We start from the raw sequence: 24,987 nt of genomic DNA on the forward strand, positions 1-24,987 counted from the left end.
CTCAAGGGAGACTGTCATGAAGGAATTACCCGCATCTCAAGCATATCGCGTTCTGGAACCTGGCCCGATCGTCATGGTCTCAACGAGCGATAACGGCAAGCCCAATGTGATGACAATGGGCTTCCATATGATGATCCAGCATGACCCGCCGCTGATCGGTTGTGTCATCGGGCCCTGGGATCACAGCTATCAGGCTATCCGAAAAACCGGAGAATGTGTCATCGCTGTGCCCGGTCTCGATCTTGCTGAAACCCTTGTCGACGTCGGCAACTGTTCAGGCGATCGGGTGGATAAATTCCAGAGGTATGGTCTCAAAACGCGACCTGCCAAGGACGTATCAGCCCCGCTCCTCTCAGACTGCTTGGCCAACATAGAATGCCGGGTCGTCGATACCAGGCTCTCGGATCCTTACAACCTCTTCATCCTCGAGGCGACGAGGATATGGATCAACGAGACCCGAAAAGAGCGTCGAATGATGCATCACCGCGGCGACGGCACGTTCACCGTCGACGGCGGCACACTCGATCTTCGAGATCGGATGGTCAAATGGCGCCATCTCCCGTGAGAGGCGCCGGGCCCAAAATACACCAGCAACCCATTACGAAAGGAAGAAAACCATGACTGCTTATCTCGTCGTCGATCTCGACATCCACGACATGAAGTCTATCGAAGATTACAGGTCTAAGGCATTGCCGCTCGTCGCCAAAGCCGGCGGCGAGCTCATCGCAATCGACGAAACACCACTGGAGCTGGAGGGCTGGACCGCCACCAACATGCTTATCATCGAATTTCCGGACAAGGATGCGATCCGCCAGCTCTTCGCATCCCCCGAATACGCGCCCTTGGCTGCACAGCGGCAGGCTGCCGCCGCATCGCGCATCATCGCGATCAACGGCGTCTGAAAAGAGCAGGATCACGACAGCTCCCGCAAAGACGCGGCAAATCTTTTCCAGGCATGCCGTCACTGTGCGGGTGCTGCCCTAACCGAGAAGGAGACCTGAAATGGCTGACCTCACCAATGTGGCCTACTTCACTGCTAAGCCGGGCCGCTCAGGAGATCTAGGTGACGAACTGCTTCAGCTCGTCGCTCCGTCCCGAAACGAGGAAGGCTGCCTCCGTTACGAGATCCACCAGTCCAATGACGTTCCCGACGTGTGGATGGTGCTCGAAGACTGGCGGCACGCCTCCGACTTCAGACTGCATGTGAGCACACCTTACGTCGAGGCCTTCATGGCGAAGGTCCCGGACCTGTGCGTCGAAGACGTGGAAATCTGCGGCTACCAGCAACGGTCCCCGCTGGCCTGAAACAGAAAGGAGTATATGAAATGAGCACGCAAAACCCTAAAGTCTGGCTCGTAACCGGATGCTCTACAGGCTTCGGTCGCTACATCGCAGAACACCTGCTGGAAGCCGGTGAAAAGGTCGTGGTGACGGCTCGCAAAACCGACAAGATCGCGGATCTTGAGCAGAAGGGCGATGCCCTGATCCTAACGCTCGACGTCATCGATCGGGATCAGTGCCAAAAGGTTGTTGACGCTGCAGAAGCGCACTTCGGACGCATCGACGTTCTGATCAATAACGCCGGGATCGGTTTCTTCGGTGCTATTGAAGAAACCGCCGAAGCCGACGCCCGCCACCTGTTTGATGTCAATTTCTTCGGTACTGCCAACACCATCCATTCGGTGCTCCCGCATATGCGAGCCCGCCGCAGTGGTACGATCGTCAATCTGACATCAAACGGCGGCTTGGTGGGCTACACCGGCGTGGGCTACTACTGCGCGACCAAATTTGCCGTGGAAGGCCTGTCGGATACGCTCCGAAAAGAAGTCGCCCCACTCGGGATCAACGTCTTGACCGTCGAGCCAAGCGCGTTCCGGACGGAGTGGGCAGGATCGTCGAACGAGGTCTCCGCGTCCATTGAAGATTATGAGGCGACAGCGGGCGAGGCACGTCGTGCTTACCACGCATCGGTCGGAAAGCAGGCCGGTGATCCCGCGCGCGCGGCGAAGGCGATCCGGGAAGCCGTGCTGGCTGACCAGCCTCCGCACCATCTTCCGCTCGGCAATGATGCCGTGGACGCAGCCCTGAAGAAGGCTGACGATCTCAAGGCAAACGTCCTCGCCTGGGAAGCTTTGTCTCGTTCCGCCGACTTCCCGACAAACTGAACCAATCCAGTCAGACCCAAACACGAAACCAAGACTGCCGCGGCCTTCGCCACGCAGAATGAAGGAGTGTGTCATGTCAAAGCGATTTGATGGAAAAGTAGCAATCGTAACGGGCGGGGTTCCGGTATCGGCGCCGCCATTGCCAACCGGCTTCTTGAGGAAGGAGCGTCGGTGATGATCTCCGGCAGAACCGATAAGCGGTTGTCGGAAGCTGCCTCGAAGACGCCGGCCGACCGCAGTGGCATCTTTGTCGCAAATGTCTCCTCACGGCCGGACTGCGACGCCCTTGTCGCAGCGACGGTCGAACGGTTCGGCCGCATCGACACTGTCGTCAATGCCGCCGGCATGAATCTTGTCGGCACCATCGAGCAGACGAGCGATCAGGATTGGGACGAATGCATTGCCTCGGACCTTTCCGGCGTCTTTTATATGAGCCGTGCGGCGGTTCCGCATCTGAAGGAGACCAAGGGTTCGATCGTTAACATCGGCTCCGTCTCATCCCTTGGTGGCGGCTGGAGCCATGCGGCCTATAATGCTGCAAAGGGTGGGGTTGCGAATTTAACCCGCTCAGCCGCCTGTGACCTCGGCAAGTTCGGTGTCAGAGCCAATACAGTGGCGCCCGGGCTTACTGTCACGGGAATGGTGGATGCCATCATGGATGACGACGCGCTTCTCGATAAGGCGTGGGACCGGATCCCGTTGCGACGGGCAGGCCAACCTGAAGAGATTGCCTCGGCGGTTGCTTTTCTTGCCAGTGATGAAGCGGCCTGGATCACCGGAATTGTCCCGCCGGTCGATGGGGGCCAGACCTGCACCGATGGCGGCGGCCCGGAATGGGGCAAGTAAAAACACGAGAAGCCCGGACCATCGTCTGGGCTTTTCTTTTGATCGGGTGCTTCGCTTATCGGCGGGCGTCGAGGCTGAAACGGCCCGCGCCGAACGCCACGACCTGGAGCAGGCCGCCGGCCATTGCGATGTTCTTGAAGAAGTGGATGAACTGGTTCAGGTCGCTGAGGTTGTTGTGGAACGTCAGTGCCGTGGCAACGCTAAACAGGGCAAGGATCAGAGCGACGATGCGGGTCTGGAAACCGAGGATCAGGGCAATGCTGCCCAGGAGCTCAGTCACGACCGCTGCACCGTAGGACAGCGACGGGAAGGGCAGGCCGACCATATTGATATAGCCGATCGTCCCAGCTGGATCAGAGATCTTACTGATACCGGACAGAAGGAAGATTGCCGCCAGCAGGACACGGCCGGTGAGAGGCGTGACGCCGTTGATGAGGGCCGAATGGGAGAGAGTTTCAACGCGCTGGGCGATTGCTTCGGAATAAGACATGGACGTTCTCCTTAAGTTTGGGGCGTAGCCACCGTGGCTGCGTCGTGAGGAGAAATTGCCATCATCCAAGCGAACGAAAAAGCTGGATAATATCGCACTCTATCGTCGAAAAAATCGAACGCTTCCCCGTGTCGCCAACTTATGCCAGAGGAGGTGCACGGCGACCTTTCATAGCCAGTTATCGCGATTTCGGCACGATCCGTGAAGTATCTTACGAGGAACGACGCTCGTAGGTCACGAACGCCTTCTTTACCTCGACGCTCCGGCCTTCACGAGTGCTGATGCACCATAACGCTGCTATAGCTTTATTGTGATGCCACAAGCTTTCGAAATTTGTCAGTTACCTTATCACCCTTTGACAACTTATTTTTCTCTCCGGTGTAGAAGCCGTTTCGCTTGTCTTTTTCCCCGTTCCAGAACGTCCAGTGTTTATCGCCCTGCTTATACCATGCCCAGCAATCCCGCGCCTTTTTGGAGCCTCCGTCCTTGACGCCCTTCACTGTAAAATCAGCGCAGACCTGATTGTCGCTGACCGACCATTTCCCTTCCCCGACAAAGTTTCCGTTCTTGCCTACAAGAAAGTAAGCCCCGTCCGGTGAAAAGTAAGCATTGCTGCGTGACCAGTTAGATGAAAATCCCGTGTAGAGATCCGTGACCTCTTGCGGCGTCAGCTTAACCGCGTCCTTCGGCAGCTTGTCTGCAAAGGACGCACCAAACGAGCTGCATAGAATAGTAATTGTCACAGCGATTTTTCGAATTATCATTTAATTTCCCTCCTGTCAGAAATGAGGGAATTCTAGCGATAGCGAAGCAGTTCCGAACAGTCCCAATTGGGAGGGGGTTGAGTGGCAAAGACAATCGTTCGTTTTCCTTTTTGATAAACTGGAGACAAGATGTTGCCAAAGGACAGAACTCGGAATGCATCAGAGCAAGTGTCATCAGCTATATTTGTTGCAGCAACAGGCCGCGGTCCTTGGCGGGATGTCTGCTCATCGTTTACAGAGGCCTTCCCGGGATCCTACGCGGCTTTACTCAACCAGGATTTTACCACGCCTGAAGTTAGTTTTGCCGTGGCGGACGGTCTCGACCAAAGGCATCTCGAATCGTTCCTTACGCACTACTCTTACGTCAATCCATGGCGGCGGTTCTGGCAATATGCCAAGAACGGAGCGATCCTCGTCGCAGAAAGAGATGACCCAGCTCGCCGTTATCATGATAGTGAGTTCTATAACGACTGGATGAGGGCAGTCGGGGATTTCGACGCCGCCGTTGGCCTGCGCCTCCAGGCGAGCGACGATCAAGTTATTTACCTGCCAGTCCATTTTTCCGAGAGGCTGTCGGGCGAATATTCGTCAACGCTTGAGTTGGTGATGGAGAGTGCTCGGAGCTCGCTAATCAACGCGATGCAAATTGCTGACTACTTGAAAGAAATAACCAGCAAGACCGCGGCGAGGTCGGCGTTGGTGAGCCGGGAAAGGTCAATTGCTTTCATTATCGATGATCGTATGAGGCTAATTGAAGCCAATCACCTAGCTGTTGCCGCCTTCTCCCATGACTTTCCAGTCGGTTGTCGGCACCATAACGTTTACTTCGCTAGTTCGCCGTTCACGACCGCTTTTGTAGACTCCCTCAGAAGCCGACAGGCACAGTTCACTGCCAAGAAGCTGTTGCAAGCTAAAGAGTCGCAATGGATTGTGATGGTAAATCAAATTCCTGCGACGTTTGAAACAGGGCTGATGCCAAGCCGTGATCAATTCCTAGTCCAAATTCACCAATTGACGCCGCATAACGAACACCCAGATGAGGAAATCCTGATCAAGGCCTATGGCCTGACGCTTTCTGAACTGCGTCTATGCAGATCGTTGTCGGCAGGCCTTATGCTGGCAGAGGCGGCCGCGGCTAATCGCATCTCGTATGAAACCAGCCGCCAAAAATTAAAGTCCATCTTTCAAAAAACCGGGCTCTCAAGTCAGGCAGATCTGAAGTCTCTGTTGCGCGTGCTCGTTTAAGCGAGATGACGAACCGCTTCTGTCCTGGACCCGATCTCGGCAGCGCCTCTCGTTCAGAGATAGATGCGTTTTCCGCACACGGTTTAGACGACAAAGATATTCTTCAAACATAGAAAACCCGCGCTTTTAAGGGCGCGGGTCCGACTGGAGGGTCAAGAAATCATATAACGGAGAGCAGCCCTCCATCCACCAGGAGCGCAGTGCCTGACACATAGCTCGACATGTCGGAGCCAAGGAAGGCCACAGCATCGCCGACTTCCGCCGGTTTGCCAAGCCGGCGAAGCGGCGTCCTCTGGCGAAAGCCCTCGGAGGCCTGTGCGATGCCGGGGCTGGTGCGAAGAAGCTCTGTGTCGATGGTGCCGGGTGCGACTGCATTGACGCGGATACCGTCGGGGCCAAGAGCATCGGCCAATGATTTGGCCATCAGCACAACACCGCCTTTGCTCGTCGAATAAGCAACCGTGATGCCGGAGCCAGAGATCCCGCCCATGCTTGCCATGAGGACAATGCTGCCCTGCTTGTTGAGCGCCTTCATCTGGCGCGCAGCTGCCTGCGCGCCAAACAGCGGGCCATCGAGATTGACAGACATCAGGCGGCGGTAATCGTCTTCCGGAACCTCCGCCCCGTCTGTCTTCAGCGTAATGCCTGCATTTGCGACCATGACATCGACGCCGCCGAATTCTTCTGCCGCCGCAACGAGGGCGTCGTTGTCAACCTTGCGGCTGACGTCTGCTTTCACGAAAACGGATTTGGCCCCAAGTTTTCTGATCTCGGAGGCAGTCGGTTCACCGCCTTCGCGCGGTGCTTCCACCACGTCCGAGACGATAACTGCTTTGGCGCCATGTTCGGCAGCCCGGATGGCGATTGCACGCCCAATGCCGCTCGATGCGCCGGTTACGATCACGACCTTGCCTTCGAGAATGTTACTGTTGCTCATTGTGGTGATCCTTAATGTTCCGGCACTTTGGGGGCCGAGGAGGGCAGGGCGTCGAGTTGCTGCAGAAGATAATAGAGGTTGGCGACACCCCAGTGTTCTACGATCTGGTCGTTGCGAATGCGCATGGCATCGACAGTTTCGAACTTGATCTGGCGGCCCGTTGGCGCGATCCCAAGAACGACGCCCCGGTGGGTGCCGTGATAGGTCTTGAAAGTCGTCACGATGTCGCCGTCGACCGCTTGCCAGTGAATTTCCGCGCGGAAGTCCGGGAAGGCTTCGCGCAGCGCGTGATAAAGGCGACGCGCTCCTTGCTTATCTGGCGTGCCGCCTGGCTGCGGTGTGTGGTCCAGAAAATCGTCGGCGAAAAGCTCGTCGAAAAGCTCGAAGTTGCCGCCGGACTGCACCTCGAGCGTGTTGCGGCGCACGATTGCTTTCAATGCTTCAGCTTGGTCTGACATGGGATTTTCCTTTCGAGGTTCGCTGTCAGAGTTCAAAACCACCGATGGTCATGCCGCCGTCGACGGTCAGCATGTGTCCGGTGACATAGGAGGCGGCGTCGGAGGCAAGCCAGATTGCCGCGGCCGCGATTTCCTCCGGCTTGCCGCCGCGTTTGGCAGGAATGGCGTTCTGGGCGAGTGCCGCAAAAGCCGGGTTCTGCCGGTTGTTTGCCGCGACCATGGGCGTTTCAGTCCAGCCAGGCGCGATCGCGTTGACGCGGATGCCGTGCGCTGCATTCTCCATCGCGACGACCCGGGTCAGGCCCTGCACCCCGTGCTTGGAAGCAGCATAGGCACTCATGCCTCCCGGTCCCGTCAAAGCGGCGACGGAAGCCGTGTTCACGATAGATCCACCACCATTGCGCTTAATCAGAGGGATCTGGTATTTCATCCCGAGAAAGACGCTCTGCAGATTGACTGCGATGACCTGCTGAAAGTCTTCCAATCGGTAATCTTCAATCCGCTTTGCAGGGCCGGTTATCCCGGCATTGTTGAAGGCTGCGTCGAGCCGACCGGATGCGGCATCGATCTGTTCGATCCATCCGACGAGCTGGAGCTCGCTCGCGACATCGAGCTCGGTTGTGAACGCCCGGCCATCTTCGGCTCGAATGAGCTCTGCCGTTTGGGCGAGACCCTCGGCATCGCGATCAGCCAGATGCACTGTCGCGCCGTCGCGAGCGAGCCCAAGTGCTATTGCCCGACCGATCCCAGAGCCTGCGCCGGTGACCGCGACGACCTTGTTTAAGAAAAGCGAGGACATGACTTCTCCTTGCCAGCCGATCGCAATCGGCTGGTCTGGTTGGAGCTGGATTTTAAGATTGAGTTAGGCGGGTTTAGTTGCGCGCAGCGACAAGAGCGGCCGCAGTGCGGGCGACGATCTCGCCCTGATGCAAGGCACCGGCGAGATCGATCTGCGAAGGCTGGCGCGACCCGTCGCCACCGGCAACTGTCGTTGCCCCATAAGGGGCGCCGCCAACAATTTCTTCACTGCTCATCTGGCCCTGATGGCTATAGGGCAGGCCGACGATGATCATGCCAAAGTGCATGAGGTTGGTGATGATCGAGAACAGGGTGGTTTCCTGACCGCCGTGCTGTGTGCCGGTCGATGCGAACGCAGCGCCCACCTTGCCGTTCAGAGCGCCACGAGCCCACAGGCCACCGGCCTGATCGAGGAACGCCGCCATCTGCGACGACATGCGGCCGAAACGCGTGCCGGTACCGACGATAATCGCATCATAATCCGCCAGTTCGGCGACTGTCGCAATCGGGGCTTCCTGGTTGATTTTGAAATGAGCCTTTTCGGCGATTTCGAGCGGAACAGTTTCCGGGACACGCTTGATTGTTACTTCGGCGCCGGCGCGTCGCACGCCTTCTGCGATCGAGCCTGCCATCGTCTCGATGTGGCCGTAGGACGAGTAGTAGAGGACGAGTACCTTGGTCATTCGCTTTGCTCCGTTGGGATGGCTGAATTGGATGGAGACAACATCTGCTTTTTCATCATTCAATAGAATCTGTATAATTTGGCGCATTACGTTCGATTTTATCGATCGATTTGGCCTCTCAGTCCTTCAGCAGGTTGAGCGCGACCAGCGCCTGCCCAAAATGTTGAATTGAACCGGAGGCTTTGAAAGTGCCAAGGTCAGACGGCGCAAAGCCCAGACGAGCGATCAGGTCTGCTACCTTCTTGCTGGCCTCTGGAAAATTACCCGACAGAAAGAGAACGCGCTTTCCGCCCGCTTTTACCGGATTGGCAGCCAATACGGCGGCCGGGAGAGTGTTGAACGCTTTCACGAGCTGAGCGCCAGGGAAGAGATCGGAGACGATTTCCGAAGACAGCCGGTCACCAAGGTCACGTGGTTTGAAAGCAGGAAAGTCAATAGCGTTCGTCGCGTCGACGATGGTACGGCCATCCCAAGCTGCATTTTTGCTGGCGACTTCCGGTACAGCGTCATAAGGCACGGCCAGAATAACAACGTCGGATTGAAGAGCCTGATCGAGTTCGACAGCCTTCACCGTGCTGCCGAACTTTTCGGTAAAAGATTGAAGCGAGCCCGGACCGCGTGTGTTGGCGATAACGGCTTCAACTCCTGCAGCGTGGAAGCGCTCAGCAAGTGCCGAGCCGATCGCACCAGAACCGATGATTGCATAGGTCGTCATAGTAGTTCTCCTTGATTGGGTTTCAGTTGAAGTTGTCTGGTAGGGGAGTAAATTCGTCGTCGCCCGGCACGCCGGGAAATTGCCGTTCGCGCCACAGGTTTGCCGCATGGCGAATACGCTCCTGGTCCGTGGCCACGAAATTCCAGCGGATGAACCGCTTTTCAGGAAGCGGCTCGCCTCCGAAGGCGAGAAACCGGGCTGGCTCGTTCGCCTTCACCACGATCTCCGCGCCGGGCTTGAACACGATAAGACAATCCGGGCCGTAGGTTCCGTCCTGCCCGATGATCTCGATCGTACCGCTGACGACGAAGATCGCTCGCTCGATATGCTCACCGTCGATCCTGTAGCGTGCTCCAGCCTGAAGCTGGATTTCTGCAGAAAAGAGGTCAGAGAAGGTACTGGCAGGTGAGCGCCGTCCGTGCAGGGTGCCGGCGAGAAGCTTCATATCGATGCCCTCACCATTGATCGTCGGCAGTTCATGGGCGCCGAGGTGCTGAAAGAGCGGTGCAGTCTCTTCCGATTGTTTGGGAAGAGCGATCCAGCTCTGCAGGCCTGTGAGTTTTCCTCCTTCTTTGCGGATATGGTCGGGCGTCCGCTCAGAATGGACAATGCCAGAGCCCGCGACCATCAGATTGACTTCCCCGGGGCTGATCGACTGGACGTAGCTTTCGCTGTCACGATGCAGCAGCTCACCTTCGAGAAGGTAAGTGAGTGTTGAAAGGCCGATATGTGGGTGAGGGCGGGTATCAATTCCCTCACCAGCACCGAACCGCACGGGTCCGAAACTGTCGAGGAATATGAATGGCCCGACCATTTGGCGCATGGCCGCAGGCAGCGCCCGGCGAACGGAGAAGCCTCCGAGATCACGGGTCGAGGGCAGGATAACCTGCTCGATGTCAGCGTTCGACAAATAGGACATTGTCAGCTCCGGCGGTTGAATTCGATGGATTGAAGGTAGGCCCACTGGACGTTTCGGAAAACTCAGATAATTTCGGCGAAAACGTTCGAGGAATTAGAAATGTCAGACCCCGGCCAACCGACCCTGGATCAGCTCAAAGTGTTCATTACAGTTGTAGAGACAGGCAGCTTCGCGGCTGCTTCCAGGAAGCTCAACCGTGCTACTTCTGTGATCAGCTACACAATCGCCAACCTGGAAGCGCAGTTGGGGGTCACGCTCTTCGATCGGCTTTCGACGAAGAAGCCGCAGCTAACTTTGGAAGGAAGAACGGTCCTTGCCGAGGCCAAGAGCGTGGCCCATGGCATAGACAATCTTCGGGCCAAGGTAAAAAGTATGCTTCGTGGTGTAGAGCCGGAGGTGCACCTGGCACTTGACGTCATGCTACCGGCGGCACGCGTGATGGATGCGCTGAAGGCGTTTCGGAAGGAATTCCCGAGCGTTTCCCTTCGGCTTTATGTCGAAGCTTTGGGTGCCGTCACCCAGATTGTTCTCAACCGTACGGCAGCGATCGGCATCAGTGGCCCCCTCGATGTTGAGATTGCGGGCCTCGAGCGCATCGGTGTGGGCTTTGTCAAACTCATCCCCGTCGCTTCACCGGATCATCCCTTAGCTGGGGGATCTCATCCACCGGGCGCGGCCCGAGGACATATCCAGTTGGTCCTGACCGACAGATCGCCTCTTACCCAAGGACACGAGTTCGCTGTTGTCGGGAACCATACTTGGCGGCTCGCTGACCTTGGCGCCAAGCACATGCTGCTAAAAGAAGGCATTGGTTGGGGCAACATGCCCGAACCTATGGTAAGAGACGATATTGAGGCAGGGCGTCTGGTGCAGCTTGATCTTCCGGACTGCAAGGGCGGTCCTTACCGCCTTCAGGCTGTTTATAGAACGGACACACCTCCAGGACCGGCCGGCCGCTTTCTGATCGACCATTTCCAGAGCCAAGATATTGATGATCCGATAGCGGCTGGTTAGACTTTGGGAAACACGCGAGCGAACAGTTTTGGCGTGTCGATGCACTTACAGATTTCCGCCCGCATCGCCCGGGGACGCAATGTTGCCGTCGACGAGATGGTCGTTTCCGCTTGGCTGTCGTATGTCAACCCGCGACCGCGAGATAATGCGCAAACTTTTCATGGTCGCGACCCGCCGGGCTGCCACAGTGAGGACGGTCCACAGCGCGCAGCGAAACTACCGATGTTGTCAGGCGCTTAGCTGATCCGTCTCATGGGTCGACGGTACGCAACCCTTCAAGGCGTAGACAATTTCGCGTCTCAGCCGGTAGAACCCCGACGTTCACGGTGATAGCAAGGATCGATGATTGTTACGACCGAACTTCGAGAACTCGACGTCTCTCCAGGGAGATGTGACACGCAGTTGTCTTATATCAGCGCCGGAAGCGGTCTGGTCTGCGTCGGGTCACACTTCTATGTCGTCGGGGATGACGAACATCACCTCGGGGTGTTTTCCACGCGTGACAACGGACCGGGTCAACTGGTCCGCCTGTTTTCGGGCGACCTGCCTATCATCAAGGCCGATCGAAAGCGCCAAAAGCCGGACCTGGAGGCGATCGTGTTCATTCCAGCTTTCGAGAGCTTTTCGGATGGCGCTTTACTGGCACTGGGGTCGGCATCGCGTCCAAACCGCGGCCGCGGTGTTCTCCTTGGCCTTGATCCACAAGGTGCGCTGAGCGGTTCACCGGAGCAAATCGATATGGGGCCGCTGCTTGGTCCGCTTCATCAGGCGTTCGCTGATCTCAATATCGAGGGAGCAGCCGTGGTTGGCGATCAGCTGTTGCTATTTCAGCGAGGCAACAAGAAACATATCGAAAACGCGATTATCCACTATCCGCTGCTACCTGTTCTCGAGGTTTTGAGAGGTCCGTATAACGCTGCCATTGCGCCATCCTCCATCACGAGGGTGGATCTTGGTATGATCGAGGGCGTTCCACTCTGCTTCACGGATGCGGCGGCTCTGCCCAGTGGCGACGTTGTGTTTTGTGCCGTGGCGGAAGATACTGCCGACGCATATGTTGACGGCCATTGCGTAGGGGCCGCGGTCGGGATCGCTAACAAAGATGGGCGGTTGCTCTCGCTGCACCAGCTTGAACAGCCATACAAGGTGGAAGGCGTCAGCGCTCAGACGAAGAATGAGACGCTGGAACTGCTTCTCGTTACCGATGCGGACGACGCCGCAATACCGGCAAAGCTCCTGTCGGCATCCTTTCTCCTGTAGCGCTGCGGACCTGTCATTATACGGACGCAAGGTGTGCTGCGACTTTATCCGCAGCAGGTGTTTTGGGCGGCGCTCGCTCCGCAACATGCCTGTGTTGTCTTCCGGGTCTCCTGTTCTAGCCAACGATCGCGCGGTTTGCAGCTTGCCGGACGCGGCGCAAGTTCAACATGCAGTGCGCCATCCCGAAGCCTTGGCATCGATGCGCAGTAGAGCTGCATTGGCCGGGTCCCATCGCTTACCTCAAAGGTCAGTTTCGCTGATCCATCCAGTTGCACATGCTCGGAGACTTTGCGGATGATTGCCGCGAACTTGGCCGCTGGCATATGTGTGCGGTCGCCTTCCTCAATGTCCCACAGCTGCACGAAGATTTCCGACCAGACTTCCGGGTTGGCGCCGCAGTCAAGTGCGGCGAACTGGCCCACTTTCACCTCGGTCACATGGTAGCCGGGTTTCACCGGCCGGCCGTCGTAGGAAAAGACCAGCTGCACATCGCCAGCAGCGTCGATGGTGCCCAGCAGCCGGCCCAGGCTGATGTCCAGTTCCAAAAGGGACTTGTCGATTGCATTCATTTCGGCTACTCACAATTCAATAATTCAAGGATTGTAGAAATATGAAAGAACGTCAAGCCCTCTTCTCATTTGCAGCGCTGTCGCAGGAAACCCGGCTGCATATCGTGCGCATGCTCGTGGTCGCAGGACCTGATGGCATGGCCGCCGGCGCCGTTGCCGAGAAGGCTGAGGTTTCACCATCAAACGTCTCGTTTCACCTGAAAGAGCTGGAGCGCGCTGGTCTGATCAATCAGAAGCGCGAGGCCCGTTCGATGATCTACACCGCCAACTATGACGGCCTCGGTGCCCTGGTCCGCTTCCTGATGGAAGACTGCTGCGCCGGCCATCCCGAAATCTGCGCACCAGCGGCAGAGGTCGCCGCCTGCTGCGCACCAGCCATGGAGAAGCTGCAATGACCGATCGTATTTACAACGTCCTGTTCCTCTGCACCGGGAATTCCGCCCGCTCGATCCTGGCGGAATCCATTCTCAATGGCGAGGGCAGGGGCCGGTTCAAAGCCTATTCCGCCGGTAGTCAACCAAAGGGTGAGGTTCACCCGCTGGCGCTCGATACGCTGCGCGGCCTCGGCTACGAAAGCAGTGGCTTCAGTTCCAAAAGCTGGGACGTCTTTGCCGAACCCGGCGCGCCGCACATGGATTTCATCTTCACGGTCTGCGACAACGCCGCCGGCGAGGCTTGTCCGGTCTGGATCGGCCACCCGATGACCGCCCATTGGGGGGTCGAGGATCCGGCCGCGGTCGAAGGCTCGCTCATCGAAAAGGGCCAAGCGTTCTCCCGGGCCGCCCGGTTCCTCAAGAACCGCATCACCGCGTTTTTGAGCCTGCCCCTTTCGTCGATCGACAAGCTGGCTCTGGAAACCCAGCTGCGCACCATCGGTGCGATGGAAGGTTCAACCAACCGCCGGAGCGATGTCGCGTGAGCTGGCGGCTGGATCTGCAGCCGGTCGCCGGAACCAATGGCGACCTTTTGGCGGCCCTGCAAGCTGCCAGTCTGCCGACCGACGATCTCACGGAAAGCGGACGCAGCTTCTTCCGGCTGAGCGATCACGGCCGCAAGGTAGGTTTCGGCGGTCTTGAGATTTATGGTCAGCACGCCCTCCTGCGCTCGGTGGTCGTGGTTCCGGAACATCGCGGGCGCGGCTACGGCGTAGCCGTAACCAATCTCGTGCTTGACCAAGCGATGGGTCATGGCGTCCGCACCGTCTATCTTCTGACGGACTCGGCGACATCTTTTTTCGAGCACCTCGGGTTCGCCCAGATTGATCGCGCGGCTGCACCCGCCGCCATTCTGCAGACCCGCCAGGCAGCAAGCCTATGTCCGGCATCTGCCACACTGCTTGCCAAGACAATAATAGGGTGAAGTCGATGTCTACGTTTGAACGCTACCTGACCGTCTGGGTGTTCCTGGATCGTTGTCATCACGATGAGCGTCGGCGGGACAGGATTGGTATTTCTCTAGGAGACGTCGAGCCTTGTCCGTCACCGGTGATTTACGCCGCTTGACAGCGAAGCAACCCGTTCGGGCCATTGGCCCCACCTTCCAAATTCGCGAGAAAGTATTGCGCCGCCGCAAAAGAGATGAAGAGTCTACCGCCCGATCGACTTCACGTAGCAGGGCAAAGTCTGACCAGTATGACCGGGTCATCGGTTCAGACTGGTTCAGGGCGAGAGCTCATTCGGTGACACGCCAACCGCTATTGCGATTTGTGCCACATCAGCCAGAAAAAGTAGGGTGTACCGACGAGTGCAGCCAGCGTGCCAGCGGGTATCTCATACGGAAACAGGAGATTTCGGCCAAGCCAGTCAGCTGAAACCATGACGATTGCTCCGAGAATCGCCGAGATAATGAGTTGAGAAAGTATGGTTCTGCCGCCGGTCATCCTGGCGAGATGAGGTGCTATCAAACCGACGAAACTCAAAGGCCCCATGGTCAGTACTGCTGTTCCGGTAAGCAGCGATGCAATGAGCAGCAGCGCTAGGCGACTTGCACCAACATTGACCCCGATCTGGCGCGCCGTCACGTCTCCCAACGGCAATATCTCAAGCCAGCGCAGGGTAAGAGGGAGGATCGCTGTCACGCCAAGGGCGACGCTTGCAAGGGCGAGGATGTCGAAAATCGTGACCGAATAGGTTGAGCCGGCAAGCCATGACAGCAGGCTGGCAACTCGCGGATCAAATCGCACCGTGATGGCTGACAATAGCGCGCCGAACACTGTCGCAAGGGCTACGCCAGTCAGCAACATCCGTTCCGGGGACGCCGATGCATTTCTGGCGAGCGCGAAGCTCAGGGCCAGGGTCAGGAAGGCTCCGCCGCTGGCTGCAGACACTTTCAGCGCATGGCCCGAAGCTGGATCAAACAGAAATAACAAGGCTACTCCCAGACCAGCGCCAGAACTTATCCCGAGAATTTCCGGACTGGCCATCGCGTTTCCGGTGACCCTCTGGATGATAGCGCCCGCCACAGCGAGCATCGCTCCTGCAATTGCGGAGGCAGCGACACGAGGCCAGCGCCATTCAAAAGCGGCATTTCCATCGGAAAAACCCTGCCAGAACCAGCCTTCAAGGCTCTGCGCGGATAAAAGCGACGCCCATATTATAATGACCAGCAGGACGGCCCATAACGCGAATGCGATGCACGGAGCCTTGGTGACGTTGCGCCTTGCAAGGGAGACGCCAGCGTCGCCAAGGCTCGCGCCACGGAGGCGCGGCAGCATCCAGAGCAGGAGGGCGCCGCCGAATATGGCCGTCAAGACACCGGTCGGCAGTTCGTTGTCTGACAGTGGATTGATCTGCGTGATCTGATCGGCGAGCCAGAGAAGAATGCTCCCCAGGAGGGGCGTCGCGACCACCCGTTGCCTGAATGTCCTGGCACCTGCGAGCCGTGCGATTGTCGGCGCCGCTATGCCAACAAACCCGATCACGCCCACCGCAGCGATGGTGACGGAAGCCAGCACGACCGCAAGCAGCAATCCGGTTAACCGAACCGTGACCACCGGTACGCCCAGACTGCGGCCGCCATGCTCTTCCAGTGCAAGCAATTCCAGCGGACGGATCATCAGAACGGCCAGTAAAGCGCATATCAGCAGCACAGGTGCCACGTAGGCTGACGCGTCCCAACCGAGATTGAGCAGCGAGCCGGTATTCCAGAGAAAGACGCTCCGCAGTTCTTCGTGGAAGAACAGCGCCAGCACGGAATTGATCCCGCCACAGAACAGGCCGACGACAAGGCCCGCCAGGATCAGCCGCAGCGGTGAGGCGAGGTTGCGCGATGCCAGCGCAAGCGTCAGGCACATAGCCGCAGCCGCGCCTGCGCATGCAACCGGCACAGGCGGCAGGGCCAACGAAGGAGCGAGCAAGGCCGAAGCTTTCAGGGCGAGTGCCGCTCCCGCCGACACACCGGTTGTCGACGGCTCGGCCAGTGGATTGCGCAGGACTTGCTGGAAAATCAGGCCGGAGAGCGACAAGGATGCGCCGGCCAGCAGGCTTGCGGCTATGCGCGGAAGGGTGATGAAATGCACGATCATCTGGCCAGGAATTTCGAAATCCGGCGCTAGTAGCGCTTGCCACCATGCTGACAGAGGAATGTCCAGCCAAATGTGATAGAGGCTCAGAAGGGCGGCCAAGGCTCCGGGAATACATAACAATGGAAAGGAAAAGATAAAGCGCCGTTTGCGTCGCGTTTCAGTTTGCGGAGAGATGATGTCGTCCCTCCAATGCCTGCGTGAGGAGCCGGGCAATTCTATCCGCTTCGGGAAGTCCGCCGAACAGCCAGCTGCGGGGTAGGACGACGAGTTGCCGGCGTCGAACGAAGCCGAAACTGTTCCAGAGCGGGTTGTTGCTTAACGGGGCAGGCACCGGGCCGAAATGGATGATGATCGTGTCGTCCAGCGCGCCGAGATCTCGCATTGTCACCGGCAGCCAACCCCAGGTGTCGCCGCTCTCCTGTACAGCATTTCTCAGCCCCAGATGCTCTTGGACATCGTGTACGAGGCTGGCAGTACCAAGCGTCCAGAAGTCGCGCGGCGTCGCTGCCCATAGCTCCATCACTCTTTTGCCTTCGAATGGTCTTAGACGGGAGCGGCAGGCATTCATGTGATCTTCGAAGCTGGCCATATAATCTGCCGCGCGCTGCGTGACATCGGCGATCTCCGCGATTTGCAAGAATGATTGCCGTGCACGATCGAGAGGCGCACGTGTGCCGGTATAGATAGATAGCTCCGTCAAGGACGTGATCCGCGCGAGCTGTTCGATATCGGTTGGCCACTCCTGCGAATGAATGATCCGCTGAGGTTGGACCCTAGCCAGAAGCTCAAGGTTTGGTTGGTGCAATGTACCAATGTCGAAAACCGAGGCTGGAAGGCGGGGCTCCTCGACATACTGTTCATAGCGCCAGCGCTCCGCCATGCCGAACGTCTCGACGCCAAGGGCCACAAGCGACTGCGCGTGGGCGAAATCCAGCACGACAAGGGGATGGGAGGGCATTGCTCGCGCAGTGCTCCCTCGAAAGCCGGGCATGAGGCTCAAACCGGTAGTGATACCGGCTTGCAGCACATGTCGGCGTGTCGGTCGAAGGACGGTTGGCCCCACTCTCATGTTTAGAAATCCACAGTCGCCGACAGTTTGAAAGTGCGGGGCGTGCCCGTCGTTGCCCACCCGCCGTCTACCCCGGCCCAGTAGTTTTTGTCGAACACGTTCTCCACCGACGCGCGCAAGACGAGCGGATTGCCAAATGACTTCGTCTTATACTGAGCGCCGATATCGAACCTGGTCCAACCTGACAGTTTCTGGGTGTTAGCCTGATCGATGAATTGGGAACTGGTCGATATCATTCGGCCGGACAGCGTCAGGCCTTCCGCGAACTGCGGATCCCACTCGATGCCCAGATTGGATTGCCAGCGGGGCACGCCGATAGCGGTATTTCCGTCATAGAAGCCATCATCCGTCTTGGTCAGCGTGCCTTGCGTATAGGCAATGCCGCCCAGCAGGCGCAGATTTTCTGTGGCCTCGCCGAAGACGTTGAGCTCGACGCCGCGGTTCCGTTGCTCTCCATTGACGGTGAACACCGAGTTGCCGAAGGCATCGGTGGTGATGCTGCTGCCCGGCTTGGCAATCTGAAAGACACTGGCGGTCGCGGTGAACGTCCCGAAATCATATTTGACCCCGGCTTCGAATTGCTGCGTCAGGATGGGAGGGAAGATCTGGCCCGCGTTCGATGTCCCGGCCCAGGCCGTCGGTCCCTGCTGGAGACCCTCGATATAGTTGGCATAGATGGAAAGGTTGTCTACGGGCTTCACGACCAGGCCGAATGCTGGTGTCAGCGCGTGCCTGTCATATGCCTGAGACGTACTGCCATCCGGATTGAACACATCGACACCGATCTGCTGGTAGCGCACGCCTGCGGTCAACAGCACATGATCATCCAGGAATGATATGGTGTCGGCAAGCGTCACGGCCGGAGCGTTGACGTTCCAGTATCTCGGCGGACTATCGCTGAAACCCGCGGTCGAGGGGCGGGCGACGGTCGGCGCGTTGTATATGTTCGTATCGAATGCCGCGAAGCCGTAATAATTGCTTTGCTGATTGAGCGCCTGAAAAAGATAGGAACCGTTCAGGTTGAACTTGTGGCTGATCGGGCCGGTGTCGAATTCGCCTCTGATCCCGGTCTGAGCAGAGGCTGAATGTCCGTGGATCGGGCTGTAATATGCTGTCGCCGTAGCATTGCCCAAGGCGTCGTTGACGAAGATGTCGGTGGAGAGAGATTCCTGAGAATAGCCCCGGTAGCCAGCGCCGCCATAGATGGTCCATGACGGATTCAGGTCATATTCGAATTTTCCAAGCACATAGGTACTCCTGGTGTTGGAATATTCCCAACCCTGATAGATCTGCTTGCTCAGATCAGTTGCAGCAGGATTGCGTATGTCGGAAGTAAATCCGAAGCCGGCAGCGCCGGTCGGTACATCCGTTTGCTGATCGACATAGCCAGCGTCGAGACTGGCCCTGAAGTCATCGCCACGATAGTCCAGTGCGATGGTGCCGACGCCGAGCTGAGCGGATTGCCCGTCGATTGCAGTATTGCCGCCTCGAAAGATGCCGTTGACCCGGACACCCCATTCCTCGTTTTCGCCGAACCGTCGACCGAAATCGAGGTGGGTTCCGAACTGGCTGTCCGACGCGTAACTTGTCGTAACGCGTGTAACGGGCTCATCGGTGGCCCTTTTCGGGACGACGTTTATCGATCCTCCAAGAGATCCATACTGGGAATATCCGTTGAGAAGGGCATTCGGCCCCTTGAGGATTTCGACGCTTTCCATGGTTTCGACTGGAATGATGCGGTCGGGTGCAATGCCGCCGTAGCCGTCGATCAGGACGCTATATGTGCCAACTGAAAAGCCGCGAATGTAAAAACTGTCACCGACACCTGCGGACGATCCCATGCCACTTGTATAGACCCGGACGGAGGGATCATTGGCCACCACATCGGCGATGGTAACAGCCTGCTGATCCTGGATCGTCTTCGACGTGTAGCTGGCCACATTAAAGGGTGCATCCATGATGCTCGTATTGCCCAACATGCCGAGCTTTGCACCCGATGCGACCTGGCCGCCTGCATAGCTGGGCGGGGCTTCCCAAGAATCGATACCCTCGCCAGCGACGGTAATTGTTTGCAGGACGGTTGAGCCGTCAGTCGTGATCGCGCTGCCGGTCACCGGCGCCGTTACCAGGGCAGCCGTCGATGGGCCGGAGATCCGGGCGCCGACGCCGGTACCGGTCAACATAACTTGCAGTGCTTGGGCTGGTGTCATGGAGCCCTTGACTGACGATGATTGCTTTCCGGCAACCGCTTGTGACGCAAAGCCGACTTCCCAGCCGCTTGCGCGGATGAATGCATTGATCGCCGACGAAAGGGGCTGTGACGGGATATTGAAGCTGACGGATTGCCCGGTGATCTGCTGCTGCGCTTTGGCGACCGTGGGAAGCATGACACTTACACCACCAAGAACACTCGATGTGACAAGCAGGGCTGTCAGATGGCGCCTGCCGCAAAGCGGCCCGTTCCTGCCAGTTTCATCCCTTGCTTTAGCCCGCGCAATCAGCCCCATGGTCGTCCCTCTTAATCCTGATCCAAGGGCCGACACGCATTATGCTTTTTCGGCCCATACACACCTGACAATCGGGCTGGGTAAATCTCACAAAAAAAGTTGATTATTCAATGAAGGATTATTATCCCGCCTGGAAGCCGTGTCACAGTCGCGCCAGCAGCGGTGGCCAGAGAGTGGATGACCCGCTCGGGATTATCGAGGCGGTAGCTACCATTAACCCTCACGCTTGAGAGTCTGGCATTCGCCACCAGTATTGACTGGCCGTAATATCTTTCCACTTCATCCAGAACCTGACCGAACGGTTGGTCCGTGAAGACGAGCCGTCCCTGAAGCCATGCAAGAGAGGTCGAGGTGTCTGACTTCCTGACAACAGACAGATTATTGGAGGAGGCAGTGATGCTTTCCCCCGGTTCGAGCGATGCCATATCTTTGCGGTTCTGGAGAAGCGAAACATCGATATGGCCCCTTTCCAACACCACTGTGTCTTCCGCATTGTCGGTGCGGACTGAAAACGCCGTGCCTTTGACTTCCACTTCCGAGAAACTGGCCGCCACCGTAAACGGCCGGGCTGCGTCATGGACCACATCGAAATATGCTTCGCCCCTAAGAAGGGTCACCGAACGCTTCGCCCCTTGGAAATTCACTGACACAGCCGATGCGGTGTTCAGGATCATCCGTGATCCGTCGGGCAGCGAGACCTCTTCATGCGGACCTGTGGGCGTCGCATAGTCAGCCCGCCAGCGCAGCATGACGTCCGGATATTGCTGAATGCCTATGGCCAGAAGCACCGCCGCCGCTGCCGCCATCGCGATCCTGGGCAACAGTCTTCGCCTTGGTCCGGTTTGGCGAAGATCAATGGCCTCGCGCAAAGCAATTGCGTGTTCGGATCGGGCTGCGATCTCGTTGGCCACCATGTCCATTTCGGGAAGTCCCCATGTGCCGACGGCGAGATCGAAGGCTCGCGAATGCGAAGGATCAGCCCGCAGCCAGTCGTCTAACCTAGCGCGAAGGTTGGCATCGTCGGGCGAGGCTTGCAGCGTGAATAGCCAGTTCAGTGCAGCGTCCATTGCTGGATCCGGATGCACGAATTGCTGCTCTTCATTCTCGCGCCTATGCGTGTCGCGTTCCACTCAGCCCATCCCTATCCGGCAGTCGCCAGATCGGGCCGCCTTATTCCTGAGACACTTCACAAACCGGAATCTCCCAAAAATCCTCTTCGCCGGAGGCGATCTGGCAGCGCTACCCGTTCCCATTGGTAAGCAGCCGGGTAATGAGACGAATTCAGCCACGGTCGATTTTTTCCAGGGCGTCGAGGCAATGGGCATGGGCGAGCTTCAGATCATTGAAAACCGTATTGGGTGACACGCCGAGGTGTTCGGCGATCCGCGGATACGACCATTTCTCAATGCGGCTCAGCATCCAGACAGTCTGTGCACGCTGCGGTAGTTTCGCAATCGCTTCAGTGAGGAGTTCCAGCCGTTGGCGATGAATCAAATCGGCTTCCTGAGACGGCAATGGCGAAGCGATATTCTCGACATCGGTGTCGTACAGGTCGTTGCGTTCCACGCTGCCGCGCATGTCCTGGTGCCGCTTGTGGTTGATAGCGAGGTTGCGGGCCGTTTGATAGAGGAACGCCTCGATGTGCTCGATCGGGCCGTTTTCGATCGCCTTTCTGGCGCGGACATATGTCTCCTGCGCTACATCCTCTGCCGTTTGTGGATCGCGAACGATCCGCATGACGCTCCAGATGAGCGATCTGCGTTTGCTCAGAAAGATGTCGGTCAGCCTTGCAGTCACTTCACTGGCCCGTGAACACGAGCCAACGGCAAGATGTCCGCAACTGCAACCACGTAGCCCGGAGAATACGTCGGCGCATCTATTTTGGATGTCTTGCGGCGGTCGTTTCCCAAAGAAGCGCGTCCATTCGGTTGCGGATTAACAATGCTGACAAAAGATCGAATTTGTATAACAGACGAGATTTTAGATGAAACTGCAAGGAATTAGAACGAATACGCCGTACGGACGCCTAATTCTCACGCTGGAACAGATACTATTAAATCCGGGACATATCCGACAGCCTTCTGCGGCCAGATGGCGCCTCTCTGCGGTGCGATGCCGCTGATCTTCAACCATTTCATTGCAGAAGCTAAATTGTGACTTTGGCGATCGCCGCTTTGGATTTCTCTGTCACCGGAAATGTGGGATGGCGGTTCGATTCCCATCAAGAGCTTCACCGCTAAGTCGGTTTACTGAACCCAAACTCGTTTGACTGCGTCAAATGCAGCGACGATCGACGGATCGCTGATACGCGCTTCCAGGCAGAGGAAACTTAAGGTCGTCGAGAGCTTCACATTATCAGCGATGACCAGTCCATGAGACTGCTGTTCATGCAGGGCAATCGATTCCCGACAAAGGCTCAGCCCTATCCCTGTGCGTGTCATGGCAATCATTGACGCTTCCTGGTCCACCTGGGCGACAATCTGTTGGCGAACGCCAAGATTGGTGAACAGCCGTGCCAGCATCCGGTTATGGACCGATGCGGGTGGCGTGCCGATCCAGGGGAGGGAGGCAAGCTGTAACCAGTTGGCCCCTCGAACAAAGCTGGCGAGCGATGGCGGAGCGACAACGCAATAGGTCAATTGCGCAAGTGCGCGAGAGTGGAAAAGCGACGCGGTACTCCCTCCAGTAACATCGGTCGGCGGGTCATAGTCCCTTGGATCACCAAGATAGAAACCGGCGTCGAGTTCGTTTCGCTTCAGCCTCTCCGGCACATCGCCGCTCATGCCATGACGCAGCGTTGTCTCGATACCTGGCCCGTTTTCGATAAGTGCTTTCAGAAACGCCCCTAATCGTGTGAACTCCGGATCGATGATCGTACCGATCCGCAATTTTCCCCGGACGCCGGTCGATAAACGCCCGGCTGTCTGGCCAAACTCCGTCAGCGCCGCCAGCACTTGCTCGGCCTTTGCCGCCAACAGTGCACCTTCCTGTGTCAACTCCAAACCTGTCGAGGTCCGCCGGAACAGGGTTAGCCCGGTGTCAGCGGCCAAGCGTTTCAACTGAAGCGTCACCGCAGGCTGCGTGACGTGCAGGTGCTCGGCGGCGCGGGTGACGTTCCCTTCTCGCCCCACGGTAACAAACGCTCGCAATGTTCTCAGATCGATACCTTCCAGCATATTAATTTCACTTATAATGCTTGGTTGAATTTGTCATTGGATTTCACGAGCGAATGTTGGCTATGCCTGCATATAAAGCAGGGAGGAAGCATGGCATGCCACTGCAAAGTGTCCAGTCTTATAACTGTGTGGTGTTCCACCGCGATTGGAGGGTAACCCAATGAGGAATGGTGGTTCCGGCAATTTCCACGACGTTTTTGACTACATTATCGTCGGTGGTGGCTCTGCAGGCTGCCTGCTTGCCAATCGCCTCAGTCGTGACCCGTCAAAACGTGTCCTGTTGCTGGAAGCCGGCCGCAAGGACGACTACCCATGGATACATATCCCGGTCGGGTATCTTTATTGTATCGGCAACCCACGCACAGACTGGCTGTACAAAACCGAGCCGGACGCCGGACTGAACGGTCGTTCGCTACGCTATCCTCGCGGTAAGACGCTTGGTGGCTGCTCGTCGATCAACGGCATGATCTATATGCGTGGTCAGGCACGCGATTTTGACGGGTGGGCAACGGCAACCGGCGACGATGCCTGGTCCTGGCAAAATTGCCTGCCCGATTTCAAGGCGCATGAGGACCACTACCGGCTGGACCATGGCGCAGACCCGAAGACTGGTGGCAACAGCAGGTTTTCCGACATGCATGGCCATGGCGGCGAATGGCGCATCGAGAAGCAGCGGCTGAAATGGGATATCCTAGAATCCTTTGCAGAAGCCGCGGTGGAAGCGGGCATTCCGCGTTCGGACGATTTCAACAGTGGCGACAATGAAGGCGTCGGCTATTTCGAGGTGAACCAGCGCTCGGGCTGGCGCTGGAACACGTCCAAGGCTTTCCTGCGCCCAGCGAAAAACCGCGCAAACCTGACGATCTGGACGCAATCTCATGTCGAGCGTTTGATCCTTGCGAACGAGGCATCTGGTCGCAAGCGTTGCATCGGTGTTATTGTTGAGCGTCAAGGGCAGCGCGCCGAGGTTGGGGCACGGGGAGAAGTCGTTCTGTCGGCCGGCGCCATCGGCTCACCACAAATCCTGCAATTATCTGGCATCGGTCCAGCGGGATTGCTGAAGCGTTTCGGTATTGAGGTCAAGCACGACCTGCCAGGTGTCGGAGAAAATCTTCAGGACCATCTGCAGATCCGTGCCGTCTTCAAGGTCGGTAATACGAAAACGCTGAATACGCTCGCCAACAGCGTCTTTGGTAAAGCGATGATAGGGCTCGAATATGCGTTGAAACGCAGTGGTCCGATGAGCATGTCGCCCTCGCAGCTGGGCGCCTTTACCCGTTCGGACGAACGCCAGGCCCACGCCAATCTGGAGTATCACGTCCAGCCGCTCAGCCTCGACGCCTTCGGCGAACCGTTGCACACTGTCCCCGCTTTCACAGCCAGCGTTTGCAACCTCAATCCATCGAGCGTGGGCAGCGTTCGTATTCGCTCCAATAAGGCGTCGGACGCGCCGGCGATTGCGCCGAACTATCTCAGCACGGACGAAGACCGCAGGATTGCTGCCGAAAGTCTGCGGCAAGTGCGCAAAATCGTGTCGCAGCCAGCATTGGCGAAATATAGGCCGGAGGAGTGGAAACCGGGCCCGCAGTTCCAAAGCGATGAGGAGCTGGCGCGGCTTGCGGGCGATATTGCCAATACCATCTTCCATCCGGTCGGTACGACGAAAATGGGCGGGGATGACGATCCTATGGCGGTTGTCGATAGTCGCCTCAAAGTTCGCGGAATCGCGGGACTGCGGGTCGTCGATGCGGGCATCATGCCGAAGATCACCAGTGGTAACACCAATGCGCCGACGCTGATGATCGCCGAAAAGGCAGCCGGCTGGATTGTTGCTGACGCACACGCGTAG

General features: G+C 57.6%; 27 protein-coding genes. 12 read left to right on the forward strand and 15 right to left on the reverse strand.

All coding sequences use genetic code 11. The features are described from left to right. Positions 1-16 precede the first annotated feature (16 nt). The 5 genes from GH784_RS13440 (at position 17) to GH784_RS13460 (ending at position 3,011) form a co-directional block, all read left to right on the forward strand. Complete coding sequence (locus tag GH784_RS13440) at positions 17-565, forward strand: flavin reductase family protein (RefSeq protein ID WP_003518746.1); 549 nt, start codon at positions 17-19, stop codon at positions 563-565. Positions 566-617: 52 nt separating this feature from the next. After that, positions 618-902: a DUF1330 domain-containing protein gene (locus tag GH784_RS13445; RefSeq protein WP_153793493.1), complete on the forward strand. Its 285-nt coding sequence runs from the start codon at positions 618-620 to the stop codon at positions 900-902. 100 nt (positions 903-1,002) lie between these two features. Continuing rightward, the gene (locus GH784_RS13450; RefSeq protein ID WP_153793494.1) at positions 1,003-1,305 is read left to right on the forward strand and encodes a putative quinol monooxygenase; all 303 of its coding nucleotides are present in this window, start codon (positions 1,003-1,005) and stop codon (positions 1,303-1,305) included. Positions 1,306-1,325: 20 nt separating this feature from the next. Continuing rightward, positions 1,326-2,165, forward strand: coding sequence for an oxidoreductase (locus GH784_RS13455; RefSeq protein WP_153793495.1), 840 nt, complete (start codon positions 1,326-1,328; stop codon positions 2,163-2,165). Positions 2,166-2,336: 171 nt separating this feature from the next. Next, positions 2,337-3,011 carry an SDR family NAD(P)-dependent oxidoreductase gene (locus GH784_RS13460; RefSeq protein ID WP_272434441.1) on the forward strand — a complete coding sequence of 225 codons (675 nt, stop codon included), beginning with the start codon at positions 2,337-2,339 and terminating at the stop codon, positions 3,009-3,011. Between the two features lie 55 nt (positions 3,012-3,066). Here GH784_RS13460 and GH784_RS13465 read toward each other — a convergent pair whose 3' ends face one another. Both GH784_RS13465 and GH784_RS13470 read right to left on the reverse strand, forming a co-directional pair. Further along, positions 3,067-3,501: a DoxX family protein gene (locus tag GH784_RS13465; protein ID WP_003518735.1), complete on the reverse strand. Its 435-nt coding sequence runs from the start codon at positions 3,499-3,501 to the stop codon at positions 3,067-3,069. A 305-nt stretch (positions 3,502-3,806) separates the two neighbouring features. Beyond that, positions 3,807-4,265, reverse strand: coding sequence for a DUF995 domain-containing protein (locus GH784_RS13470; RefSeq protein ID WP_076845638.1), 459 nt, complete (start codon positions 4,263-4,265; stop codon positions 3,807-3,809). A gap of 129 nt (positions 4,266-4,394) precedes the next feature. Here GH784_RS13470 and GH784_RS13475 point away from each other — a divergent pair, with 129 nt between their 5' ends. Continuing rightward, positions 4,395-5,510 (forward strand): helix-turn-helix transcriptional regulator, encoded by a 1,116-nt coding sequence (locus tag GH784_RS13475; protein WP_153793496.1) that lies wholly within the window; start codon positions 4,395-4,397, stop codon positions 5,508-5,510. A 160-nt stretch (positions 5,511-5,670) separates the two neighbouring features. Here GH784_RS13475 and GH784_RS13480 read toward each other — a convergent pair whose 3' ends face one another. From GH784_RS13480 to GH784_RS13505, 6 genes are all read right to left on the reverse strand, one after another. Further along, positions 5,671-6,447 (reverse strand): SDR family oxidoreductase, encoded by a 777-nt coding sequence (locus GH784_RS13480; RefSeq protein WP_153793497.1) that lies wholly within the window; start codon positions 6,445-6,447, stop codon positions 5,671-5,673. 11 nt (positions 6,448-6,458) lie between these two features. Further along, positions 6,459-6,905: an ester cyclase gene (locus GH784_RS13485; protein ID WP_003518727.1), complete on the reverse strand. Its 447-nt coding sequence runs from the start codon at positions 6,903-6,905 to the stop codon at positions 6,459-6,461. A 25-nt stretch (positions 6,906-6,930) separates the two neighbouring features. Next, positions 6,931-7,704 carry an SDR family NAD(P)-dependent oxidoreductase gene (locus tag GH784_RS13490; protein ID WP_153793498.1) on the reverse strand — a complete coding sequence of 258 codons (774 nt, stop codon included), beginning with the start codon at positions 7,702-7,704 and terminating at the stop codon, positions 6,931-6,933. Positions 7,705-7,777: 73 nt separating this feature from the next. Then, complete coding sequence (wrbA, locus tag GH784_RS13495; protein ID WP_153793499.1) at positions 7,778-8,386, reverse strand: NAD(P)H:quinone oxidoreductase; 609 nt, start codon at positions 8,384-8,386, stop codon at positions 7,778-7,780. Positions 8,387-8,504: 118 nt separating this feature from the next. Further along, positions 8,505-9,101, reverse strand: coding sequence for an NADPH-dependent F420 reductase (locus tag GH784_RS13500; RefSeq protein WP_003518719.1), 597 nt, complete (start codon positions 9,099-9,101; stop codon positions 8,505-8,507). A gap of 22 nt (positions 9,102-9,123) precedes the next feature. Then, entirely contained in the window at positions 9,124-10,020 is an 897-nt protein-coding gene (locus GH784_RS13505) for a pirin family protein (protein WP_003518717.1), read from the reverse strand. 99 nt (positions 10,021-10,119) lie between these two features. Here GH784_RS13505 and GH784_RS13510 point away from each other — a divergent pair, with 99 nt between their 5' ends. Both GH784_RS13510 and GH784_RS13515 read left to right on the forward strand, forming a co-directional pair. Further along, positions 10,120-11,034: a LysR family transcriptional regulator gene (locus GH784_RS13510; protein WP_003518715.1), complete on the forward strand. Its 915-nt coding sequence runs from the start codon at positions 10,120-10,122 to the stop codon at positions 11,032-11,034. A gap of 402 nt (positions 11,035-11,436) precedes the next feature. Next, entirely contained in the window at positions 11,437-12,294 is an 858-nt protein-coding gene (locus tag GH784_RS13515; protein WP_003518713.1) for a DUF6929 family protein, read from the forward strand. 44 nt (positions 12,295-12,338) lie between these two features. Here GH784_RS13515 and GH784_RS13520 read toward each other — a convergent pair whose 3' ends face one another. Beyond that, a complete protein-coding gene (locus GH784_RS13520; RefSeq protein ID WP_003518710.1) occupies positions 12,339-12,863 on the reverse strand; it encodes a DUF6428 family protein in 525 nt (174 codons plus the stop codon). 41 nt (positions 12,864-12,904) lie between these two features. Between GH784_RS13520 and GH784_RS13525 the strand changes: the two genes are divergently transcribed. Genes GH784_RS13525 through arsN2 form a run of 3 tightly spaced genes read left to right on the forward strand, consistent with a single transcriptional unit; the run spans position 12,905 to position 14,222 of the window. Beyond that, a complete protein-coding gene (locus GH784_RS13525) occupies positions 12,905-13,258 on the forward strand; it encodes an ArsR/SmtB family transcription factor (RefSeq protein ID WP_003518708.1) in 354 nt (117 codons plus the stop codon). After that, positions 13,255-13,782 (forward strand): arsenate reductase ArsC, encoded by a 528-nt coding sequence (locus GH784_RS13530; protein ID WP_003518705.1) that lies wholly within the window; start codon positions 13,255-13,257, stop codon positions 13,780-13,782. The genes GH784_RS13525 and GH784_RS13530 overlap by 4 nt, the downstream gene beginning before the upstream one ends. Continuing rightward, positions 13,779-14,222 carry an arsenic resistance N-acetyltransferase ArsN2 gene (gene arsN2 / locus GH784_RS13535; protein ID WP_003518703.1) on the forward strand — a complete coding sequence of 148 codons (444 nt, stop codon included), beginning with the start codon at positions 13,779-13,781 and terminating at the stop codon, positions 14,220-14,222. The genes GH784_RS13530 and arsN2 overlap by 4 nt, the downstream gene beginning before the upstream one ends. 334 nt (positions 14,223-14,556) lie before the next feature. Here the strand turns inward: arsN2 and fhuB are convergent, their stop codons facing one another. The 6 genes from fhuB to GH784_RS13565 all read right to left on the reverse strand — a co-directional run bounded on the left by fhuB (position 14,557) and on the right by GH784_RS13565 (position 23,138). Next, positions 14,557-16,599: a Fe(3+)-hydroxamate ABC transporter permease FhuB gene (fhuB, locus tag GH784_RS13540; RefSeq protein WP_323131474.1), complete on the reverse strand. Its 2,043-nt coding sequence runs from the start codon at positions 16,597-16,599 to the stop codon at positions 14,557-14,559. Then, positions 16,544-17,344 (reverse strand): ABC transporter substrate-binding protein, encoded by an 801-nt coding sequence (locus tag GH784_RS13545; protein WP_162696359.1) that lies wholly within the window; start codon positions 17,342-17,344, stop codon positions 16,544-16,546. Before GH784_RS13545 ends, fhuB begins: the two co-directional genes overlap by 56 nt. 113 nt (positions 17,345-17,457) lie before the next feature. Next, the gene (locus GH784_RS13550) at positions 17,458-19,842 is read right to left on the reverse strand and encodes a TonB-dependent receptor (RefSeq protein WP_236761954.1); all 2,385 of its coding nucleotides are present in this window, start codon (positions 19,840-19,842) and stop codon (positions 17,458-17,460) included. A gap of 227 nt (positions 19,843-20,069) precedes the next feature. Continuing rightward, positions 20,070-21,029, reverse strand: a complete 960-nt coding sequence (locus GH784_RS13555; protein ID WP_100199962.1) for a FecR family protein — start codon at positions 21,027-21,029, stop codon at positions 20,070-20,072. Between the two features lie 214 nt (positions 21,030-21,243). Then, positions 21,244-21,759 carry an RNA polymerase sigma factor gene (locus tag GH784_RS13560; protein ID WP_003518695.1) on the reverse strand — a complete coding sequence of 172 codons (516 nt, stop codon included), beginning with the start codon at positions 21,757-21,759 and terminating at the stop codon, positions 21,244-21,246. Positions 21,760-22,208: 449 nt separating this feature from the next. Then, positions 22,209-23,138, reverse strand: a complete 930-nt coding sequence (locus GH784_RS13565; protein ID WP_003518694.1) for a LysR family transcriptional regulator — start codon at positions 23,136-23,138, stop codon at positions 22,209-22,211. 160 nt (positions 23,139-23,298) lie between these two features. Between GH784_RS13565 and GH784_RS13570 the strand changes: the two genes are divergently transcribed. Then, a complete protein-coding gene (locus tag GH784_RS13570) occupies positions 23,299-24,987 on the forward strand; it encodes a GMC family oxidoreductase (RefSeq protein WP_153793501.1) in 1,689 nt (562 codons plus the stop codon).

The sequence above is a fragment of the Agrobacterium tumefaciens genome (genome assembly GCF_009649785.1).
In the GTDB taxonomy this organism is placed as follows: Bacteria; Pseudomonadota; Alphaproteobacteria; order Rhizobiales; family Rhizobiaceae; genus Agrobacterium; species Agrobacterium tumefaciens.

Excerpts from the sequence above, each read along its gene's own strand:
- GH784_RS13440 (WP_003518746.1), top strand. The coding sequence starts at position 17 with ATGAAGGAATTACCCGCATCTCAAGCATATCGCGTTCTGGAACCTGGC.
- GH784_RS13445 (WP_153793493.1), top strand. The coding sequence starts at position 618 with ATGACTGCTTATCTCGTCGTCGATCTCGACATCCACGACATGAAGTCT.
- GH784_RS13450 (WP_153793494.1), top strand. The coding sequence starts at position 1,003 with ATGGCTGACCTCACCAATGTGGCCTACTTCACTGCTAAGCCGGGCCGC.
- GH784_RS13455 (WP_153793495.1), top strand. The coding sequence starts at position 1,326 with ATGAGCACGCAAAACCCTAAAGTCTGGCTCGTAACCGGATGCTCTACA.
- GH784_RS13465 (WP_003518735.1), bottom strand. The coding sequence starts at position 3,501 with ATGTCTTATTCCGAAGCAATCGCCCAGCGCGTTGAAACTCTCTCCCAT.
- GH784_RS13470 (WP_076845638.1), bottom strand. The coding sequence starts at position 4,265 with ATGATAATTCGAAAAATCGCTGTGACAATTACTATTCTATGCAGCTCG.
- GH784_RS13475 (WP_153793496.1), top strand. The coding sequence starts at position 4,395 with ATGTTGCCAAAGGACAGAACTCGGAATGCATCAGAGCAAGTGTCATCA.
- GH784_RS13480 (WP_153793497.1), bottom strand. The coding sequence starts at position 6,447 with ATGAGCAACAGTAACATTCTCGAAGGCAAGGTCGTGATCGTAACCGGC.
- GH784_RS13485 (WP_003518727.1), bottom strand. The coding sequence starts at position 6,905 with ATGTCAGACCAAGCTGAAGCATTGAAAGCAATCGTGCGCCGCAACACG.
- GH784_RS13490 (WP_153793498.1), bottom strand. The coding sequence starts at position 7,704 with ATGTCCTCGCTTTTCTTAAACAAGGTCGTCGCGGTCACCGGCGCAGGC.
- wrbA (WP_153793499.1), bottom strand. The coding sequence starts at position 8,386 with ATGACCAAGGTACTCGTCCTCTACTACTCGTCCTACGGCCACATCGAG.
- GH784_RS13500 (WP_003518719.1), bottom strand. The coding sequence starts at position 9,101 with ATGACGACCTATGCAATCATCGGTTCTGGTGCGATCGGCTCGGCACTT.
- GH784_RS13505 (WP_003518717.1), bottom strand. The coding sequence starts at position 10,020 with ATGTCCTATTTGTCGAACGCTGACATCGAGCAGGTTATCCTGCCCTCG.
- GH784_RS13510 (WP_003518715.1), top strand. The coding sequence starts at position 10,120 with ATGTCAGACCCCGGCCAACCGACCCTGGATCAGCTCAAAGTGTTCATT.
- GH784_RS13520 (WP_003518710.1), bottom strand. The coding sequence starts at position 12,863 with ATGAATGCAATCGACAAGTCCCTTTTGGAACTGGACATCAGCCTGGGC.
- GH784_RS13525 (WP_003518708.1), top strand. The coding sequence starts at position 12,905 with ATGAAAGAACGTCAAGCCCTCTTCTCATTTGCAGCGCTGTCGCAGGAA.
- GH784_RS13530 (WP_003518705.1), top strand. The coding sequence starts at position 13,255 with ATGACCGATCGTATTTACAACGTCCTGTTCCTCTGCACCGGGAATTCC.
- GH784_RS13545 (WP_162696359.1), bottom strand. The coding sequence starts at position 17,344 with ATGCCCTCCCATCCCCTTGTCGTGCTGGATTTCGCCCACGCGCAGTCG.
- GH784_RS13550 (WP_236761954.1), bottom strand. The coding sequence starts at position 19,842 with ATGCTTCCCACGGTCGCCAAAGCGCAGCAGCAGATCACCGGGCAATCC.
- GH784_RS13555 (WP_100199962.1), bottom strand. The coding sequence starts at position 21,029 with ATGGACGCTGCACTGAACTGGCTATTCACGCTGCAAGCCTCGCCCGAC.
- GH784_RS13565 (WP_003518694.1), bottom strand. The coding sequence starts at position 23,138 with ATGCTGGAAGGTATCGATCTGAGAACATTGCGAGCGTTTGTTACCGTG.
- GH784_RS13570 (WP_153793501.1), top strand. The coding sequence starts at position 23,299 with ATGAGGAATGGTGGTTCCGGCAATTTCCACGACGTTTTTGACTACATT.